This window comes from Nocardia ninae NBRC 108245, assembly GCF_007990755.1.
GTDB lineage: Bacteria > Actinomycetota > Actinomycetes > Mycobacteriales > Mycobacteriaceae > Nocardia > Nocardia ninae.
Map to the genome: position 1 here is coordinate 365,026 of NZ_BJXA01000001.1, position 18,104 is coordinate 383,129.

Annotated in this window: 11 protein-coding genes; 6 read left to right on the forward strand and 5 right to left on the reverse strand. The window is 67.5% G+C overall.

Features of this window, described 5'->3' with window-relative positions; translation table 11 throughout:
* Positions 1–118: 118 nt before the first annotated feature.
* Genes NN4_RS01735 through NN4_RS01745 form a run of 3 tightly spaced genes read right to left on the reverse strand, consistent with a single transcriptional unit; the run spans position 119 to position 3,197 of the window.
* Positions 119–1,549 carry a DHA2 family efflux MFS transporter permease subunit gene (locus tag NN4_RS01735; RefSeq protein ID WP_246180647.1) on the reverse strand — a complete coding sequence of 477 codons (1,431 nt, stop codon included), beginning with the start codon at positions 1,547–1,549 and terminating at the stop codon, positions 119–121.
* Complete coding sequence (locus tag NN4_RS01740; protein ID WP_147128129.1) at positions 1,546–1,749, reverse strand: hypothetical protein; 204 nt, start codon at positions 1,747–1,749, stop codon at positions 1,546–1,548. The genes NN4_RS01735 and NN4_RS01740 overlap by 4 nt, the downstream gene beginning before the upstream one ends.
* A complete protein-coding gene (locus tag NN4_RS01745; RefSeq protein WP_246180648.1) occupies positions 1,746–3,197 on the reverse strand; it encodes an amidase in 1,452 nt (483 codons plus the stop codon). The genes NN4_RS01740 and NN4_RS01745 overlap by 4 nt, the downstream gene beginning before the upstream one ends.
* A 49-nt stretch (positions 3,198–3,246) precedes the next feature.
* Here NN4_RS01745 and NN4_RS01750 point away from each other — a divergent pair, with 49 nt between their 5' ends.
* From NN4_RS01750 to NN4_RS01760, 3 genes are all read left to right on the forward strand, one after another.
* A complete protein-coding gene (locus tag NN4_RS01750; protein ID WP_147128130.1) occupies positions 3,247–3,642 on the forward strand; it encodes a MerR family transcriptional regulator in 396 nt (131 codons plus the stop codon).
* Positions 3,643–3,792: 150 nt separating this feature from the next.
* Entirely contained in the window at positions 3,793–4,353 is a 561-nt protein-coding gene (locus NN4_RS01755) for an EF-hand domain-containing protein (RefSeq protein WP_147128131.1), read from the forward strand.
* Between the two features lie 507 nt (positions 4,354–4,860).
* On the forward strand, positions 4,861–5,172 hold the full coding sequence (locus NN4_RS01760) for a hypothetical protein (RefSeq protein WP_107656825.1): 312 nt from the start codon (positions 4,861–4,863) through the stop codon (positions 5,170–5,172).
* Here the strand turns inward: NN4_RS01760 and NN4_RS01765 are convergent, their stop codons facing one another.
* Positions 5,173–6,345 (reverse strand): CaiB/BaiF CoA transferase family protein, encoded by a 1,173-nt coding sequence (locus NN4_RS01765; RefSeq protein WP_147128132.1) that lies wholly within the window; start codon positions 6,343–6,345, stop codon positions 5,173–5,175.
* Between the two features lie 187 nt (positions 6,346–6,532).
* Between NN4_RS01765 and NN4_RS01770 the strand changes: the two genes are divergently transcribed.
* Positions 6,533–8,602 (forward strand): hypothetical protein, encoded by a 2,070-nt coding sequence (locus tag NN4_RS01770; RefSeq protein ID WP_147128133.1) that lies wholly within the window; start codon positions 6,533–6,535, stop codon positions 8,600–8,602.
* Here NN4_RS01770 and NN4_RS01775 read toward each other — a convergent pair.
* Positions 8,586–9,833, reverse strand: a complete 1,248-nt coding sequence (locus tag NN4_RS01775) for a cytochrome P450 family protein (protein WP_147128134.1) — start codon at positions 9,831–9,833, stop codon at positions 8,586–8,588. The genes NN4_RS01770 and NN4_RS01775 overlap by 17 nt on opposite strands.
* A 483-nt stretch (positions 9,834–10,316) precedes the next feature.
* On the opposite strand from NN4_RS01775, the gene NN4_RS01780 reads away from it, so the two are divergent.
* Positions 10,317–17,180, forward strand: a complete 6,864-nt coding sequence (locus NN4_RS01780) for a non-ribosomal peptide synthetase/MFS transporter (RefSeq protein ID WP_222594927.1) — start codon at positions 10,317–10,319, stop codon at positions 17,178–17,180.
* Positions 17,181–17,190: 10 nt separating this feature from the next.
* Positions 17,191–18,102, forward strand: coding sequence for a pyridoxal-phosphate dependent enzyme (locus NN4_RS01785; protein WP_147128135.1), 912 nt, complete (start codon positions 17,191–17,193; stop codon positions 18,100–18,102).
* The last annotated feature ends 2 nt before the right edge of the window (positions 18,103–18,104 follow it).

The window sequence follows — 18,104 nt, forward strand, 5'->3', positions numbered from 1 at the left end:
CAAGCTCCCCTACATTCCTCGACCTCGATCGTCGCGCCGGGCTGGTTGCGACGAAATACGTAGCTGGACAAGCGATCACGAGGAATTTGTGCTGTTAGCTTCTCGGCCGATGCCACCATCAATTCCTCCTGATCATCCGACCAAGGTGCCGCGTTCCCTCAGCGGCCATCCGCGGCATGGTGAGCGTTGCGACCAGGGAGGCGGCGGCTAGGCAGGCGGCGCTGGCGGCGAAACTTGCTGCGTAGCCGGCGGCTAGGGCTATGGCGCTCAGAGCGGCTAGGCCTACTGCGCCGCTGGTTTGGCGGACGGTGTTGAGGACGCCGGCGGCTAGTCCGCTGCGGTCGGGGGGCACGTTGTCGGTGGCGGCGATGGTGAGGGGGGTGAAGGCGGCGGCGGTGCCGTAGCCGAGGATGGTGCCGGATAGTAGGACTGTCCAGGGGTAGGGGGCGTCGAGTGCGATGCAGGCGGCGGTGCAGGCCAGGCCTGCGGCGCCGATCGTGCAGCACAGGATGGTGGCGTTGCGTGGTCCGAGGCGGACGTTGAGCCAGCCTGCTGATCGTGATCCGGCGACCATAGCCGCGCCGACCGGTAGGTAGCCGACTCCGGCCAGCAAAGCTGAATAGCCTTGCACGTCTTGGAGATACAGGGACAGGAGCACCGGGCTGGCGAGGAAGCCCGCGCCCAGCAGGAACATCACGGCGTTCGCGCTGCGGACGGCGCGGAGACGGAAGATGGCGGGTGGCAGGATCGGGTCCGGGGCCCAGTACGTTTGGTGGACGGCGAAGAGGCACAGCACGGCGAATCCGGCGAGTAGCGGGCCTAGCACCGTGCGGTCGGTCCAGCCGGTTGCCGCCGTGCGCATGATGGCCAGCACCACTCCGGTGATGCCTGCGGTGACCAGCAGTGCGCCGATCACGTCCAATCGCGGTCGGGTACCTCCCGAAAGTTGCCGGGGCAGAACGAGAATCGCGCCGATCATCCCGACCACACCTAGTGGGGCGAGGACGAAGAACACCCAGCGCCACCCCGCCAGCTGGGTGAGCAGTCCACCGATCACCGGTCCACTCGCGGCCCCTGCGGCACCGACCGCGCTCCACAGCGCCAGTGCGCGGGCGCGGGCGGCCGGCTCCACGAATGTGGTGGTCAGCATGGACAAGGTCACCGGCATCAACAGCGCGCCGCCTACCCCTTGCACCGCTCGCGCGGCCAACAGGAACGCAGGCGACGCGGCGAGACCGACGGCCACGCGCGCCACCGTGAAGATCCCCATGCCGACGAGCATGATTCGGCGGCGCCCGAACACATCCGCGCAGCGTCCGCCGAACAGCAGGCCTCCCGCGAACGCGAGGGTGTAGGCGTTGACCGCCCACGGCAGCGCGGCGGGTGAGAACCCGAGGTCCGCGCGCAGGTCGGGCAGGGTTACCGACACGATCGTGGCGTCCATGATGACGGAGAACGATCCGATGCAGGCCAACGCCAGGACCCACCGCTGCGGCTCCCATCGCCGGCGGTCCCCCGCCCGAGGTGCCGCCGTCGCGTTCGCGCTCACCGGTCCCACTCCGCTATCCGCGCGTGCGCGTGAAACCGCAACGCCGGGTCGACGTATCGCGCAGCAGGCACGGCATACAGCGCATCGATGGCAGCGCGATACTCCGGGTAAGTGGCTGCGAGACCGGCCATCTCGGCCTCATTCGCGGGTAGTCCGGCCCCACCGAGCAGCACACGAACGGTGTCCAACGGCTCGCTCATGCCGCCACCGTCCGACAGGTCGGCGGCAGTTGCCGGTGCCATGCGGTGCGCTGCTGGAACGCCTCCCCGACTCGCAGAATCATCGCCTCACCGAACGCGGGTCCGGCAATCTGCAACGACAACGGCAAGTGACCCGCCCCGAACCCCATCGGCACCGCGAGCACCGGGTTGCCGAGCCCGTTCCAGTACGGGGTATGCACCTTCCCGAACAGCCGAGCGTCGTCCTGAAAGCCCGCCGCATCGACCAATTCGTCGAACAGCGGCGCACCGACAGCCGCCGTCGGACCGACCACCGCATCGACCCGATCGAACAGCTCACCGATCGCCTCCTGCGCCACCCGCCGGACCCGTTGCGCCTGAACGTAATCGGCTCCTGACACCAACGCCCCCTTGGCGAGCAATCCCCGAGAGGCCACGAAATAGTCGTCCCATCGCCGGGACAACACCGCACGGTGATACGCGAGCCCTTCGCAGGTCGCACTCACCACCGTCGCCACGATGACCTCCGCCCAATACGGCAGGACCACCTCCTCGACCTCAGCACCGCACGCCACGAGAACGTCGATAGCGCAGTCGAATACACCGGCCAACTCGGGATCGGCACCGGCCGGGAAGTGCGCGCGACGCACCACTCCGACGCGCACCCCGGTCAAATCGGCAGACAGAGCTCCGAATTCACCGATCGATAGATCAGGCACGCCCGCAGAATCAGGATCGCTCGGATGCGAACCAGCGATGACCCCCAGCAACGCGGCACAGTCCGCCGCGGTCCGAGCCAGCGGACCGACCCGATCCAAGCTGTAACCCAGTGGCACACAACCAGATTTCGGCACACGACCGAAGCTCGGCATCAATCCCGTGACCCCACAGAACGCCGCGGGCATCCGAATACTGCCCGCCGTATCCGAGCCGAGCCCGCCGAGGAACATCCCCGCCGCGACCCCACTGGCCGTACCGGAACTGGACCCACCCGCCCAACGGCTCGGATCCCACGGATTACGCGGCAGCGGAAACGGTTCCGTGGAATTCGGTACGCCACAACCGAACTCCATCGTCGTCGTCTTGCCGGTGATGATCGCCCCGGCCTGCCGCAATCTGGCGACCACCGGCGCATCCCGGCCCGCCGCCCACGCACGATCGTGCACCACGCTCTGCGCCGTCGTATCACCATCGGCCACCGCGACGGTGTCTTTCACCGCGACGGGTATGCCGTGCAGCACGCCGCGATCGACACCACGCGCCCGCTCCTGGTCCGCACGCCGGGCCTGCTGCCTGGCCTGCTCGTCGAACCGCGAAAGGTAGACACCCAGTTCGTCCCGATCGGCCCGCGCGATCGCGGACTCGACCAGCGCGACACTGCTCGTCTCCCCCGCACGTAGCGCGAGAGCAGCTTCGGTAATGGAATACGGCTCGTCCGACAAAGTCTCACCCTCCGAGTTGATCAGCAAACTTAGGCTTACCTTGCCTGTTCAACCCGGGTTGAGGTCAACTGGAAGAATGCCGCAGCTGACACCGATCGCCACCGTCGTAGACCACTTCGACATCCCCCTATCCACGCTGCACTACTGGGAGCGCCGCGGACTGCTCACCGCCCACCGCCGCGGCGGCCGCCGCTGCTACGACCAGGACCAGCTCTACCGCATCGCGTTGATCAAGCAATGGCAGACCACCGGCCTGCTCAGCCTCGACGAGATCGCCACCTTGCTCGCCGCCCGCTCCACCACCGACGATTGGCGCGCCACCGTCCACGCGCACATGTCCGCCATCGACACCCGCATGCACGAACTCGAAACCGCACGGCGGTACCTGCATTGGCTGCTCACCTGCCCGCACGACGGCGAACTGGAGCGCTGCCCGAACTACCGATCGTCAGTGGCCCTCCCGCAAGACTGACCGCTGCCGCGAAGCTGCTGGAGCGGCGGCATTGTGGTAGTTATCGGATTCATGGCATGGCGCGACAGCGATCAGCGGACAATTCCGCTGGTGGCAGACCGGCTACCGTGCCGACGACGTCACCACCGGATGCGAATAGATGGGCAGGTCATGGAGATCAGTGAGTTCTTGGCACGCAAGTTGCAGCGCCGATTCGAGACGTTCGACTTCGACGGGGACGGCCGGGTCGAGCGCAGCGATTTCGAGAACTCGGCGCGCGCGCTGGCCGCGGAGTTCGGCCATGAGCCGGATTCGCCTGCCGCACAAGAGTTGCTGCGGCTGAGCCTGCAACTGTGGGGCCGCCTGGCCTCGGCCGGCGATGTGAACATCGACGGCTCGGTCGATCTCGCCGAGTACAAGGAGGCATTCGCCGAGGGCCTGCTGGTGACCGAGGAATCATTCGAGCAGGGCTACCGCCCGTTCCTCGAGACGATCATGACGATCTCCGACGTGGACGGCGACGGCAAACTCAACGCCGAGGAGTACGCTCGCTGGACCGGCGCCCTCATGCACCTGCCTGCCGACGACGCCCGCGAATGCCACCGCAGACTCGACACCGACGGCGACGGCTTCGTCACCACCGATGATCTGCTCCAGGCGATCCACGACTACTACTTCGACGAGAACCCGGAAGGTGTCGGCAGCTGGCTGCTCGGCAAACTCCCCGGCTGACAACACGTTTCGACACAACACCACACGGGCGATAGTCGCAATCCACTGTACGACACAAGATTGCGACGCCCACGGTCGATCGGGTGGGAAATTCGGGATCGACAGACGCTTTCTACACGGGCGGCCCTGCTTCCCATAACGCGTATTACCTGGCTACCCAGCCGCCGATCGGGGCGTCGGACCCACGTCGCCCCTAACTTGCCGGAGTCGCCTGGGTAACGGCTGAGCTGCATCGATGAGAGGCACGGCGCCCAGCGAACGGGCCCGTCAACTTTCGACGTGATCAAGCATGATCAGCACGTGATATGACCGTGATCGGCTGCGATTTGCCAGTTAACGCAACCTGAACTCAATTTTAGAAAGCGACTCAGGGGTCGTCTATTGCGCCGACACGTTCTACCTTGGACCTAGATCTACTACCAGTGATACCGACCGGACCGGCCGCGATGCCGAAAACTGAATTATCGCTGCGAATTTCGTTCGGGAGAGCTTTTATAGGAGTTCGACATGGCGCTCTACTGCACCGAGTGGTCTATCACCAGTGATATCAGTCCGGAATGTGCGTCTCGCGTCGCCGAGCATGGACGGACGCCGTGGCGGCTCAGCTGGCTGCCCGATCGGGCGCTCACCCGCGAACAAGCCAGAGCCGGAATGGAACTCGACGAGTTGCTGAGCGACCCGGAAAACGTGCACGACTACGCCGCCATGGCGCGAGCAGACCAGTGCGCGGGCACGATCGGAATGTTGCGCGCTCACGTAGTGATTCTGCTGGCGCGACGCATGGCGGCTCGGCTTCCGGTGGCGGTCAGCGCGCACTGATCATCGCTGCGCCGAACAGTTGTCGTCCAGCCAGGCCAGAACGCGATCGGTGCCCGAACCGAGCTCGGGTGGCGGCGTGGTGTATCGAACCGGGTTGCGCGACAACGTGATCGGATTGGCGACCAAGGGTGGCATATCAGCGCTACCCGAGGGGATGCGCGGCTCGAGCCCGAGCCGATCGGCGAGCGCGAACGCCCCTGCCATATCGTTCACCGGCCCACACGGAACGCCGAGCGGGGTGAGCAGCGCTTCCCATTCCGCGGCGGGCCGGGTCACCAGGATTTCGCCGAGCGCCGCCGCCAGCACCTCGACGTGCTCGACACGCGCGGTGTTGTCGGTGAAGCGCGGGTCGTCGGCCAGGTGGTCGGCGCCGATCGCCCGGCACAACGTGCCGAATTGCCCGTCGCTGCCCACCGCCACGGCGAGTGGCCGGTCGGCGGTCGGAAACACCTCGTACGGCGCGATGGACGGATGCCGGTTACCCATGATGGTCGGCACCACGCCGGCCAGGGCGTAGGCCGTACTCTGGTTCACCATGCCCGCCAGCAGGCTGGACAGCAGATTCACCTCGACCAGCTGTCCTTCCCCGGTCGCGTCCCGATGCCGCAGTGCCGCAAGCACTCCCACCGTCGCATGTAGGCCCGCGAGGACGTCGACCACCGCCACACCGGTCTTCGTCGGCTCCCCTTCTCCTGGCCCCGTGATGCTCATCAGCCCGCCCGCCGCCTGCACCAGCAGGTCGTAGCCGGGCAGTTCCGCACCCTTGCCCCCGCCGAACGCGGACAGGGAACAGTAGACGGCCCGCGGATTCAACTCCCGCACATCCGTGTACGACAGGCCGAACTTCGCCATCGTCCCCGGACGGAAGTTCTCGACCACGATGTCGGCCCGCCGCACCAGCTCCCGCGCGTAGCGCTGCCCCTCATCGCTGCCCAGATCGAGCGTGACCGACGTCTTGTTCCGGTTCACCGACTGGAAATAGGTCGCCTGCCCAGCCACGAACGGCGGCCCCCACCCCCGCGTGTCGTCCCCCGCGCCCGGCCGCTCCACCTTGATGACCTCGGCACCCAGATCGGCCAACAGCATGGTCAGATAGGGCGCGGCGAGAATCCTGCCGAAGTCCGCGACCACAATTCCCGACAGCGCCCCCGGCGTCCGCTTCTCATCCGTCATACCCGTCACTCCATCACGGGGCGCGCCGGTCACCGAAGGCAGGACCGCAGGACACGGCCGGAGACGCCGATTCCGTCCAGCTGGAACATTGATCGGCGATACATTTGAAATGGTCCCAGCCGAGTGCTGTGCGGGCTCGGCGTGTTCGGAAAAGGATCTCCCGGAGCACAGACGGAAGGGCTCTGTCATGCACCACGTCAAGGCACTGCGGACCGGGCGCCGGAGCGGGTCGCTCTTCGAATTCGCGGCAGTGTGGGTGGTCCTCCTGCTGCTCCTCGCCACCGGGTGCGCGTCCACACCGAGCGACACGGCGTTCCGGTTCGAGGTGCGCGAAGGCCTGAACCAGAACTACTTCCTGCGCGAGGACAAGACCGCGGCGCATCTGCTGCTGCGCTCGGGCCGCAATCCGCGCATCGTGGCGGCGTTTCCGGCCGGGAACAGCGGCACCGGGGTCTGGTTCGGGCCGATCGCCGCCGCAGCGGACTGGGTGCTGGACGCACCGCCGAAGGCGAAGGCGTCCAACGATTCTCAGGGGCGCCCACGGCACGGGATCGAGTTCGATACCTCCATCAGCGCGCCGACGTTGATACCGAAGCAGGCCGTTCTGTCCAATGTTCGGGTCCTGCGCGACTACGACCAGTACGCGCTCGTGCCCACCGAGCTCGTGGTCGCGCCGACCATTGCCGGCAACACGGTGACGTGGGCACGGGATCGTCTCGACGGCGCGCCCGGATACCAGCTCCGTCTCGAGGTCATCGACGGGTCGGTGGCCCCGAACGGGGCGATTACCGCAGGGCCCGACGGCCGAATCGCACTGCGCGTCACCGCAATGACCGGCGACACCCCGTTGACGCCGCTGTCCGGATCCGAACTGTTCAACGGCCGTGAGCGCAAGCTCGACGGCGCGAAGAACACGCTCACCTTCCTCAGCTACCGCGAGAAGTTCCTCGCCGGATCGTGGCGCTTCAACACCTATTTCGGCCGCGACACCCTCATCTCGATGATGCTGCTGAAGCCGGTGCTGGCACCCGAGGCGATCGAAGCGGGCATTCGTTCCGTACTGACTCGGCTCGGGCCCGAGGGGCAGGTCGCGCACGAGGAGTCGCTGTCGGAGTACGCGGTGCTCATGAACAAGCGCAAGAGCGGAACTCTCAGTGGTGCGCCGATTTTCGACTACAACATGGTCGACGAGAACTATCTGCTCGCCCCGGTTGCCGCCGCCCATCTGCTCGACGACCCGGCCGGCGCCGAACGGGCGTCCGCCTATCTACGTGCGCCGCTGGACAACTCGACCGTGTTGCTCGGTCAAGCGTTGGTGCGCAACCTGCGACTCGTCACGTCGACCACGGCGGCCTTCGCCGACGAGCCTCGATACGGCAACTTGATCGCCCTGCAGCCCGGTCGCGACTCGGGCGAATGGCGGGACAGCGGAATCGGTCTCGGCGGCGGCCGGTACCCCTACGACGTCAACGCCATCCTCGCGCCCGCCGCGCTCGAAGCGACCGCGCGGCTGCTCGACCACGGGGTACTCGATCCCTTCCTGACCGCCGACGATCGGCTGGAACTGTCCTTCGCCGGCGCGGCCGCGAAAACCTGGCGAGCCGAGGCCCCGCGACTGTTCACCGTGACCCGCGACGCCGAACAGGCCAGGGCCGCCGTCGATTCCTACGCCGGAAAGATCGGTGTCACCGCACAAGACGCGCTCGCCTCGATCGACAACAACCCGATCACCTTCCCCGCCATCGCCTTGGACGCCAACGGCGCACCGATACCGATCACGCACTCCGACGACACGTTCGACCTGCTGTTCGGCGCACCGCCGCCCGAGATCCTCGACAAGCAGGTGAGCGCCATGTTCCGCCCCTTCCCACTCGGCTTGATCACCGAAGCCGGGTTGGTCGTGGCGAATCCGGTCTTCGCCGACCCCGCCCTGCAATCCCAGTTCACCAACCACGACTACCACGGCACCGTGGTCTGGTCCTGGGTGCAGGCCGCACTCGCCAGCGGTCTCGCTCGCCAACTCGACCGCACCGACCTACCCCAGCCGGTCCGAGACCGGCTGGTGAGCGCCCAGCGCACCCTGTGGGAGGCGATCAAGGCTGCCGAGTCGATGGCCAACTCCGAACTGTGGAGCTGGCGCTTCGACAACGGCCGCTATCGCGTCGCACCCTTCGGTGCCAGCGAAGCCGATGTCACCGAATCCAATGCGGCACAGCTCTGGAGCAGCGTCTACTTGGCCGTCACTCCCCCGTCGTGACCGCCGCCTCCTTGCGCAACCGGACAGGCAGGGCGGTGAGGCCACGGATGAGGAGGCTGTGCTGCCAGGTCGGCGTGGCCGCGTCGGGGGTCAAGGTGAGGTCCGGGAATCGTTGCAGCAGTGCGGTGAAGGCTATTTCGGCCTCGACGCGGGCCAAGGGGGCGCCGACGCAGAAGTGGATGCCGTGGCCGAAGGCCAGGTGCCCCCCGGCGTCGCCAGTGACGTTCAGTCGGTCGGGGTCGTGGTACCTGGCCGGGTCGTGGTTCGCGGCGGACAGGGCGACGTACACGAGTTCGCCCGCCGGGATTTCGACGTCGCCGACCTGCACAGGCTCGGAGGTGTAGCGCACGGTGGCCCAGTCGACCGGGCTGTCGAAGCGGAGGAACTCCTCCACCGCGGCGGGCACTCCGGACGGGTCCGCGCGTAGTTCCCGAAATTGGGATTCGTTGCGCAGCAATGCGTATGTGCCGTTGCCGATGAGGTTCACCGTGGTTTCGTGCCCCGCGATGAGCAGCAGGAACGCCATCGAAATCAGTTCGTTCTCGGTCAACTGGTCACCGCCGTCGCGGATCTGCACCAATCCGGAGAGCAGGTCGTCGCCCGGGTCGGTGCGCTTGGTCTGCACCAGGGCGGCGAGATATTGCGCCATCTCCGCCGAGCAACGGTTCCGTTCTTCCAGCCCGCCGACCGCCCCGACCAGCACCTTCGTCCAGTGCTGGAACGACTCCCGATCGCTGAACGGCACCCCGAGCAGCTCGCAGATCACGGTGACCGGCAGCGGCACCGCGAAGGCCTCCAGCAGGTCGACCTCGTCGTGCTCGGCCATCCGATCGAGCAGCGCAGCGGTGATCTCTTCGATGCGCGGCCGCAATGCCGCCACCCGGCGGCCGGTGAAGGCCTTGTTGACCATTTTGCGCAGCCGGGTATGGTCCGGCGGATCGGTGTTCAGCATGTGCGCGACCAGCGGCAACACGGGCGAATCCATCAGCGCCGCAGGATCTTTCTGCCGAAAAACCTCGATCACCTCGGCCAGGTTCTTGTGCATCCTGGGGTCGGCGAGCACAGCCCGCCCCTCCGCATACCCGATCACCAGCCACTGCGACACGCCGCGCTGAAACTGCACCCGCAGCACCGGCCCGCGCTCCCGCCACCGCCGGTAATACACGTGCGGATCCTCGAAGAAATCCGCCCCCAACAGCTCGACCTGATCCTGAGCCTCGATCTCGCCCATCCTGCCCTCCCTGCGTCCCGCGCCCGCTCCGACCGCGCCCACCCATGAGACCCCATCGCCGAGTCCCACCCCACCCACCGTACCCACCCCCGAAACCCCTGTATCGCTGATGGATTACTTGCCGACGCAGCGTTCGGATCCACTGCTCTGCGCCGTAGCTTTCGAGGGCGCCCGGGAGCCACACCCATCATCAATCGATCATCGATGCGGTTCCCCCGTTCGGCGACTTCACGGCGGACCGATCACGCGGTGCTGACCCGACAATTGTTCGGGGATTCGCCGGGGACCGAGGATTTCCCGCAGGTCGCGCGGTGGGTGCCACCGCGCGCAGCGTCGCCATCGCCGACGCCCACGGGTCGACCCTCCCGAATTCCCTTGCCTCCCTGCGTCATCAGAACATCATCGGGCCCTCCGGCCGCAGCGTCCGAAGTCCGGTTGCGCCATAGCATCTGCCGCGGTGTTGGTCCGAGGCGAGGAGATCCGGTGAGTGCTGCCGGTGGGACATTCCGATGCGATGTGACGGACGGGATGTGGCAGTCCTTTTCCGGGCAGGTGAGCAGTCGGCCGGGTGCTACCGCGCTCGTCGACGGTGACGGCAGCCTGACCTATGCCGAGCTCGCCGCGCTGGTCGACGACTTCGCAGATTGCTTGCGCGCGAACGGGGTTCGGGTCGGCGACCTGGTGGGGATTCGGTTGCCTCGTGGGCGGGCGGCGGTCGTCGCCATCCTCGCCGCGCTGCGGTCGGGGGCGGCGTATGTGCCGCTCGATCCGGCGTATCCGGCGGCTCGGCTGGCCGCGATGATCGAGGATGCGCGACCGCGGGCGCTGGTCACCCAGGACGGTGTGGTCGCCTTGGCCGGCGGCGTACCTCGGCCGGATGCCGCGTATGTGATCTTCACGTCGGGGACGACGGGACGGCCGAAGGGTGTGGTGGTTTCCCGGCGGGCGCTGGCGGCGTTCTGTGCGGCCGCGATCGATCGGTATGGGCTCGATGCCGATGATCGGGTGCTGCAATTCGCGTCGCTGAGCTTCGACGCAAGCGTCGAGGAGCTCTTTCTGCCGCTGAGTTGCGGCGCGGCGGTGGTGCTTCGCGACGAGGACATGATCAGCCGTCCGGACCTTTTCCTCGACCGCTGCCTGGCGGGCGGCGTGACCGTCCTCGACCTGCCGACCGCTTACTGGCATGAACTGGTGGCCGCACTCGATCGGGGTGAGGCCGTGCTGCCCGCGACGTTGCGGCTCACCATCATCGGTGGCGAGTCGGCTCGTCCCGACGCGGTGCGCCGCTGGCAGACGGTGGCGGGCGGTTCGGTGCGGCTGCTCAATACCTATGGGCCCACGGAAACCACGGTTGTCGCGACCGTCGCGGACCTCACTCGATGGGCGGGCGACGCGGTGCCGATCGGCACCCCGCTGGACGGGGTGACCTGCCGGGTGGTCGACGCCGACGGTAACCCGGCGCCGGTGGGTGAACTGGTGATCGGTGGCCGCACGGTCGCCGACGGCTATCTGAACAACCCCGACCTGACCGCTGAGCGTTTCCGGCCGGGGCCCGACGGCACGGAGTACCGCACCGGTGACCGCGTCCGCTGGCACGACGATCAGCTCGAATACCTTGGCAGACTCGATGATCAGGTCAAGATTCGCGGCTTCCGCGTCGAGCCGGGCGACATCGAGTCAGCCCTACGCGCCATCCCCGCCATCGATGATGCCGTCGTGTCGGTCGACCAGCGCGACGAGCGGGCCATCCTGATCGGCCATGTCGTGACGGCAACGGGCACCGATCTGACGGAGATCCGGGCGGCACTGCGCGAAACCTTGCCCGCATACCTCGTGCCCGCCGAACTCATTCGGCACGAGCGTCTTCCGCTGACCGCGCAAGGCAAGATCGATCACGCTGTACTCATCAGCGACGGACGCGCCCGCACTGTCGCGTGGACAGGCACGTCCGCCGAAGCGGAGATCGCCACACTGTGGGAGTCGCTGCTCGGGATCCCGATAACGGTCCCGGACAACGACTTCCTCACACTCGGCGGCGACTCGCTCACGGCTGTGCGCCTCTGCGCGGCCCTGCGCCACCACCACGGCATCGACCTCACCCTGAGCGAGTTGTATGCCGCGCCCACCATCGCGGCGATCGCGGCTCGACTGCGGCACAACATCATCCAGGACCAGCACACCACCGCCGCGGTGCCGGAGAATGTCCCGCTACGCCTGAGCCCACTCCAGCGCGACTTCTGGGTGGCCGAACAGGTGTGCACCGGACTGCCGGCGCATACCTTGCGTATCCGCTACCGGTGGAACGGCCGGGTAGACGCCGCAATGCTCGCGCACAGTCTCGCTGCGCTGGCCCGTCGTCATCCGCTGCTCAGATCTCGTTTCCTCGACGACGGTGCGGAACCGAGCATGGTCATCGATCCCGACGCGACGATTCCATTGCTCGAATCCGCAACCGACAGTATCGATCTGCGCAACGGACCGATCGCGTACGCAGCACTGGTCCGCGGCGACACTGCGGACGAGGTGGTTTTCGTCGTCCACCACCTGGCGTTCGACGGATGGTCGGCGGGCATCGTCGGCAACGAACTCGCGCAGCTGTATCGGGCCGGCGACTTGCCAACGCCCACACCACTACCCGACCTCGCTTCCCTGCCGGCAGTCGATGCAACCTTGATCGCCTACTGGAGAGCACGTTTCGACGGCGCCGATCTCGACCTGGAACTGCCCGCCGACCGTCCGCGCCCGGCGGCCCGATCGTTCGCCGCGGCGCGCGTCTGCGTCGATGTCGACCCGGTGTTGCTCGAACGCCTCCGTTCCTACGCGCAGAGCCGCCGCGCCAGCCTGTTCATGGCACTGCTGGCAAGTGTGCAGACAGTGCTGACCCGCTACACCGGCCGAACCGACATCACCGTGCTCGCTCCGGTCGCCTGCCGAGCCACTCCCGGTCTGGAATCACTGGTCGGTCCGCTGCTCAACATTCTGCCGGTCCGCGGAAACGTCTCCGGCGAACCGTCGTTCGCCGACCTGCTCGACCGGGTCCGCGACGCGGTCCTGCGCGATCTCGATCATCGAGACCTCGCACTACCTGATCTGGTCGACGCCATCGCCCGGCCGGGCGCCGGGAATCGGAACCGGATCAGCCCGGTCACGCTGACGGTCCACAACACTCCGGAGCCAGGCGATCACACCGTCAGGTACGCCGGTGAACTCGCCCCCGCCGCCACCATGGTCGACGTCGCCATCGGCCTGGATTTCCCCCTCGACGGCCCGGTCCTCAGCATCGACTACGCCACCGAATTGTTCGATGCCCCAAGGATGGCGGCCCTGCTCGATCACTTGCTGACCGTGCTCGCCGCCGCCGTCACCGATCCGCATACTCCGGTGACCCGACTCCCGATGCTCACCGACTCCGAACGCCGTCGGATCGTGCACGAATGGAACGACAGCGCCCGCCCCCAACTCACCACCACCGCCGTCCACCAACTGTTCGAGCATTGTGCCGCAACAACTCCCGACGCACCGGCACTCACCTTCCGCGGCGACACCATCAGCTACGCCGAGCTGAACCACCGGGCCAACCGGCTCGCCCGCCGGCTGCGCGCCGAGGGGGTCGCGCCGCGCGACTTCGTCGCGATCTGCCTCGACCGCGGTTTCGACCTGTTCATCGCGGTGTGGGCGGTGCTCAAAGCCGGTGCCGCGTATGTGCCGCTCGACCCGGCATACCCGCGGGATCGGCTCGACTACATGCTCGCCGACTGCGGCGCGCAGCTCGTCATCGACGCCGCGTACCTCACCGGCGCCACCCCGGACGACAGCAGCGACCTGCCGTTACGCAACACGGCGACCGACCCGGCCTACCTGATCTACACCTCCGGCTCCACCGGCAAACCCAAAGGCGTCGTGGTGAATCACGCCAACCTGGTGCACGCCGTCGGCATGTGGCGCCACGCCTACGAGCTACGGCCGGAGTGGACGTACCAGCAGGCTGCCAGCTTCTCGTTCGACATGTTCGTCGGTGAGACACTGCGCGCGCTCACCACCGGCGGCCGACTGGTGATCGTGCCACGGGAGACCCTGCTCGATGCCGCCGACCTCTACACGCTGATGCGTACCGAAGGCGTGCAGTGCACCGAACTCGTTCCGGCGGTGCTGCGCACCCTGCTTGCCCATGTCGAGGAGCTCGGACAGCGACTCGACTTCGTCCGATTGCTGATCGGCGGCGGTGAGGAATGGCGGGTCCGCGAATACGAGCTGGCACGCCGACTTGTCGGCCCGGACAATTCGGTGGTCAACGCCTACGGTGTCACCGAGGTCACCGTCGACAATGTCTGGTTCACCGGATCGGTCGACCATCTGCCCGGCAATGCCCCGCTGCCGATCGGCGTGCCGTTCCCCAACAATCGCGTCTACGTCCTCGACGCGCATCGCGCACCGGTGCCCGCCGGGATCGTGGGCGAGCTGTATCTCGGCGGCGCCGGTGTGACGCCCGGCTATCATCATCGGCCTACGCTCACCGCCGATCGGTTCGTGCCCGATCCGTTCGCACCCGAACCCGGTGCTCGCATGTACGCCACCGGTGACTCCGCCCGGTGGCGGCTCGACGGCCAGGTCGATTTCCTCGGGCGGCTCGACGGTCAGGTCAAGGTCAACGGCTACCGGATCGAGATCGGCGAGATCGAGGCCGCGCTCGGCGCCGTGCCCGAGGTGGTCGGCTGCGCGGTCACCCTGCACACGCCGTCGTCCGCACTCGCCCGGTTGATCGGTTACGTCGTCACCCGGGACGGCTCGGCCGCCGACGAGACTGCGATCCGCGAGGCGCTGGCGACCGAATTACCGACGCACATGGTGCCTGCCCGAGTGCTCACGCTGGCCGCGCTCCCGTTGACGCCGAACGGGAAACTCGACCGGAACCGGCTACCCGCACCGCCCGACGACATCGATCCGGGCACGGGACCAGGACCGCGCACGCCGACTGAACAACACATCGCGGCGGTGTGGTGCGAGGTGCTCGGCGTCGCGGACCTCGGCATCGACGACACCTTCTTCGCCCTCGGCGGCGATTCGTTCGCCGCGCTGAAGGTGATCCGGCGAATCGAGCCGACACCGGCGTTGGTCGAGCTCTACCGCTACCCCACGGTGCGGCGGCTGGCCGCGTTGCTCGATGAACGCGATCCGGGGCCGCGCACCGAACGCCGAATGTTGCACCGGCTCACCGACAACGACGCCCGACTCGACGGCATAACGGTGGTCGCGGTGCCCTACTCCGGCGGCAGCGCCGTCGCCTATCAGCCGCTCGCCGAGGCACTTCCAGCGAACTGGGCGCTGTACGCGGTGGAACTACCGGGTCACGACCGGGCGCATCCGGACGAGGAATTGCTGCCTGCCGCGGTGGTCGCCGAGCTGATCCTGGCCGAGCTGCCCACGGTCAGCGGTCCAATTCTGTTGTACGGCCATTGTTTAGGTGTTGCGGTGACGGTCGAGTTGGCTCGGCAGGCCGAGGCGGCGGGCATCGAACTGGCCGGTGTCGCACTGGGCGCGGGCTTTCCGACCGCGCGGCTGCCCGGTCGGTTCTTCGACTGGTTCTATCGGCTGATTCCGACCGACCGATTCACCTCCGACCGTGAATATTTGACCTACCTGCGCGGCCGTGGCGGCTTCGTCGATATCGATGACGCGCAGCAGCAGGCATTCGTGCTGCGCAACGTCCGCCATGACGCCCGCGACGCCGAGGAGTACTTCACTGCCGCCTACACCGACCCGCGGCCACCGCTGAAGACGCCGGTGCTTGCGGTCGTCGGCGCGAAGGATCGGGTCACCGAGCACTACGTGGAACGCCATCACGAATGGCGGCACTTCAGCGACGGACCGCTCGATCTGGCCGTACTGCCCAGAGCCGGGCACTTTTTCGTGAAGAGCCACGCCGAGCCACTGGCCGAGGCGCTGGTCGGTTTCGCCGAGCGTGCACCCGAACCCCTTGCGCCGGAGCCGATTCCCCCGGCTGGGCCGTCACCCAGCCTGTCCCGGTTCGCGCTCGTCGCCCTCGGGCAGTTCGTCTCCATGGTCGGCAGCGGGCTCAGCGCCCTCGTGCTCAGTATCTGGGTGTTCCAGCAAACCGGCTCGATCACCGACTTCGCCGTCGTCAACGCGGTCGGCTTGCTGCCGGGCATCCTCGTCAGCCCGGTCGCGGGCGCCGTCGCCGATCGCTGGGACCGCCGCCGGGTGATGCTGGCCAGCGATGCCGCCGCCGCGGCGGCGATGAGTGTGCTTGCGGTGCTGGTGTTCACCGGCGGGCTACAACTGTGGCAGATCTACCTCACCGTCACGGTCACCTCGATCGCCGGCGCCTTCCAGCGACCCGCGTATCTCGCCGCCGTCGCGCAGCTCGTGCCCAAGCGCTACCTCGGGCACGCGAACGGCATCAGCCAACTCGGCGTCGGTGTCGGGCTGGTGTTCGCGCCGATGCTCGGGGCCGGGCTGATCGGCTTGATCGGCATCGCGGGCGTCATCCTGCTCGACATGGTGACATTCACCATCGGCGTCGTCACGCTGCTGCTTGTCCGGTTTCCGAACTTGCTGTTCCATCGCCGAGACGAAACGTTCCGCAGCGAGATCGTCAACGGGTGGCGGTATATCACCCGCCGCCCCGGCATGCGCGCCGCCCTGCGGTTCTTCGTCATCGACCACGCGTTCTACACCCTCGGTTTCGCCGTCATCACCCCGATGCTGCTGCTCGAACAGTCCCCCGCGGTGCTCGGAACCGCCCTCGGCGCAGGCGGACTCGGTGGTTTGGCGGGCAGTCTCGTGATGGGTCTGTGGGGCGGCACCGCCCGGCGGACCAACGGATTGATCATCTTCATGGGCATCGGAAGCATCGGCATGACCGTCGTCGGATCGGGTAGTTCGCCGGTCTTCGTCATCGCGGGCATGTTCCTGCTGACCTTCGGTGAATCGCTGGCCGAGGGGCACTGGATCGCGGTGGTGCAGACCAAGGTCGGATTCGAACTACAGGGTCGGGTCCTGTCCATCTTCATCACCGTGATGATGCTGACCATGCCGCTGGGCTACCTGCTGGTCGGCCCGCTCGCGCAAGAGTACGTGCGCCCGCTGCTGGAACCAGGCGGCCCGCTCGCCGGGACCGTCGGCCTGCTCATCGGGGTCGGCCCCGGCCGCGGGCTCGCCATGCTCGTCGTCCTCAGCGGCCTGCTGCAACTCGCCTGGGCGGTGCGTGGCTGGCTGGATACCCGCCTGCGCCTGCTCGAAGACCACCTCCCCGACGCCCTGCCACCCGCCGAGATCAACTCACGGGACGACCTGCAACGCCTCGCCGACGCTCAACTTCTCCGCTGAAAGGCCGCCAGTGCCCGCCTCACCCCTGACCACCGCACCGACCGACGCGTACGCCACGCCGCTCATCGATGCGGGCGAACTCGTGCCGGGAACCCGAATCCTGATCAAGGACGAAACCCGTTACGCCTCAGGCAGTCACAAGGAACCGGCCGCCCGTGCGGTAGTCAGCCGGGCCATCGCCGACGGATACCGGCGAGTCGTCATCGCCACCTGCGGCAACTACGGCCGCGCCATGGCCATGGCCTGTGCGGCGGCCGAACTGGCCTGCACCGTCGTGCTGCCGACCGGGTGGAGCGATGGTGGCGCGTTCATGCGCGACGCCGGTGCCGACGTGCACCTCGTCCCGGGCAGCTATGAGGATGCCGTCGACGAATCCCGCTCTCTCGCCACCGAAGACGGCTCCATCGACGGCAACGTCGACGGGCCGTACGTGGACGCGGTCTTCGACGGGCACGGCGTCGTCGTGCACGCGCTGCGCGCCGCGCTGACGGAACCACCTGCCGCGCTGTGGATCCCGGTCGGCAACGGCACCACCATCATCGCGGTACACCGGCAGCTTCGAGCCGTCGGCTGGTCGGTACCGATCAACGGCGTCGGCTCCGCAGCCAACAACCCCGTCGTGACCAGCTGGCCCGGCGAGTACCGGATGCTGCCACCGGACGGTGTCGTCACCACAGACCACAATCAGCCGCTGGTCAATTGGCATGCGCTGCAAGGCCCCGAGGCGATGGCCGCGGTCGCCGCGACCGGCGGCGCGATCTTCGGCGCCGACGACACCGAACTGCTGGCCGCCAGGGACCTGCTCGCCGAGCACGGCGCTCGGCCGACCCCCTCCGGCGCGGTCGCCCTCGCAGGACTGCTCGGCCAGGCCCGCCGCACCCCGCTCACCGGCACCCACGTCGTCCTGCTCAGCGGCCGCTGACC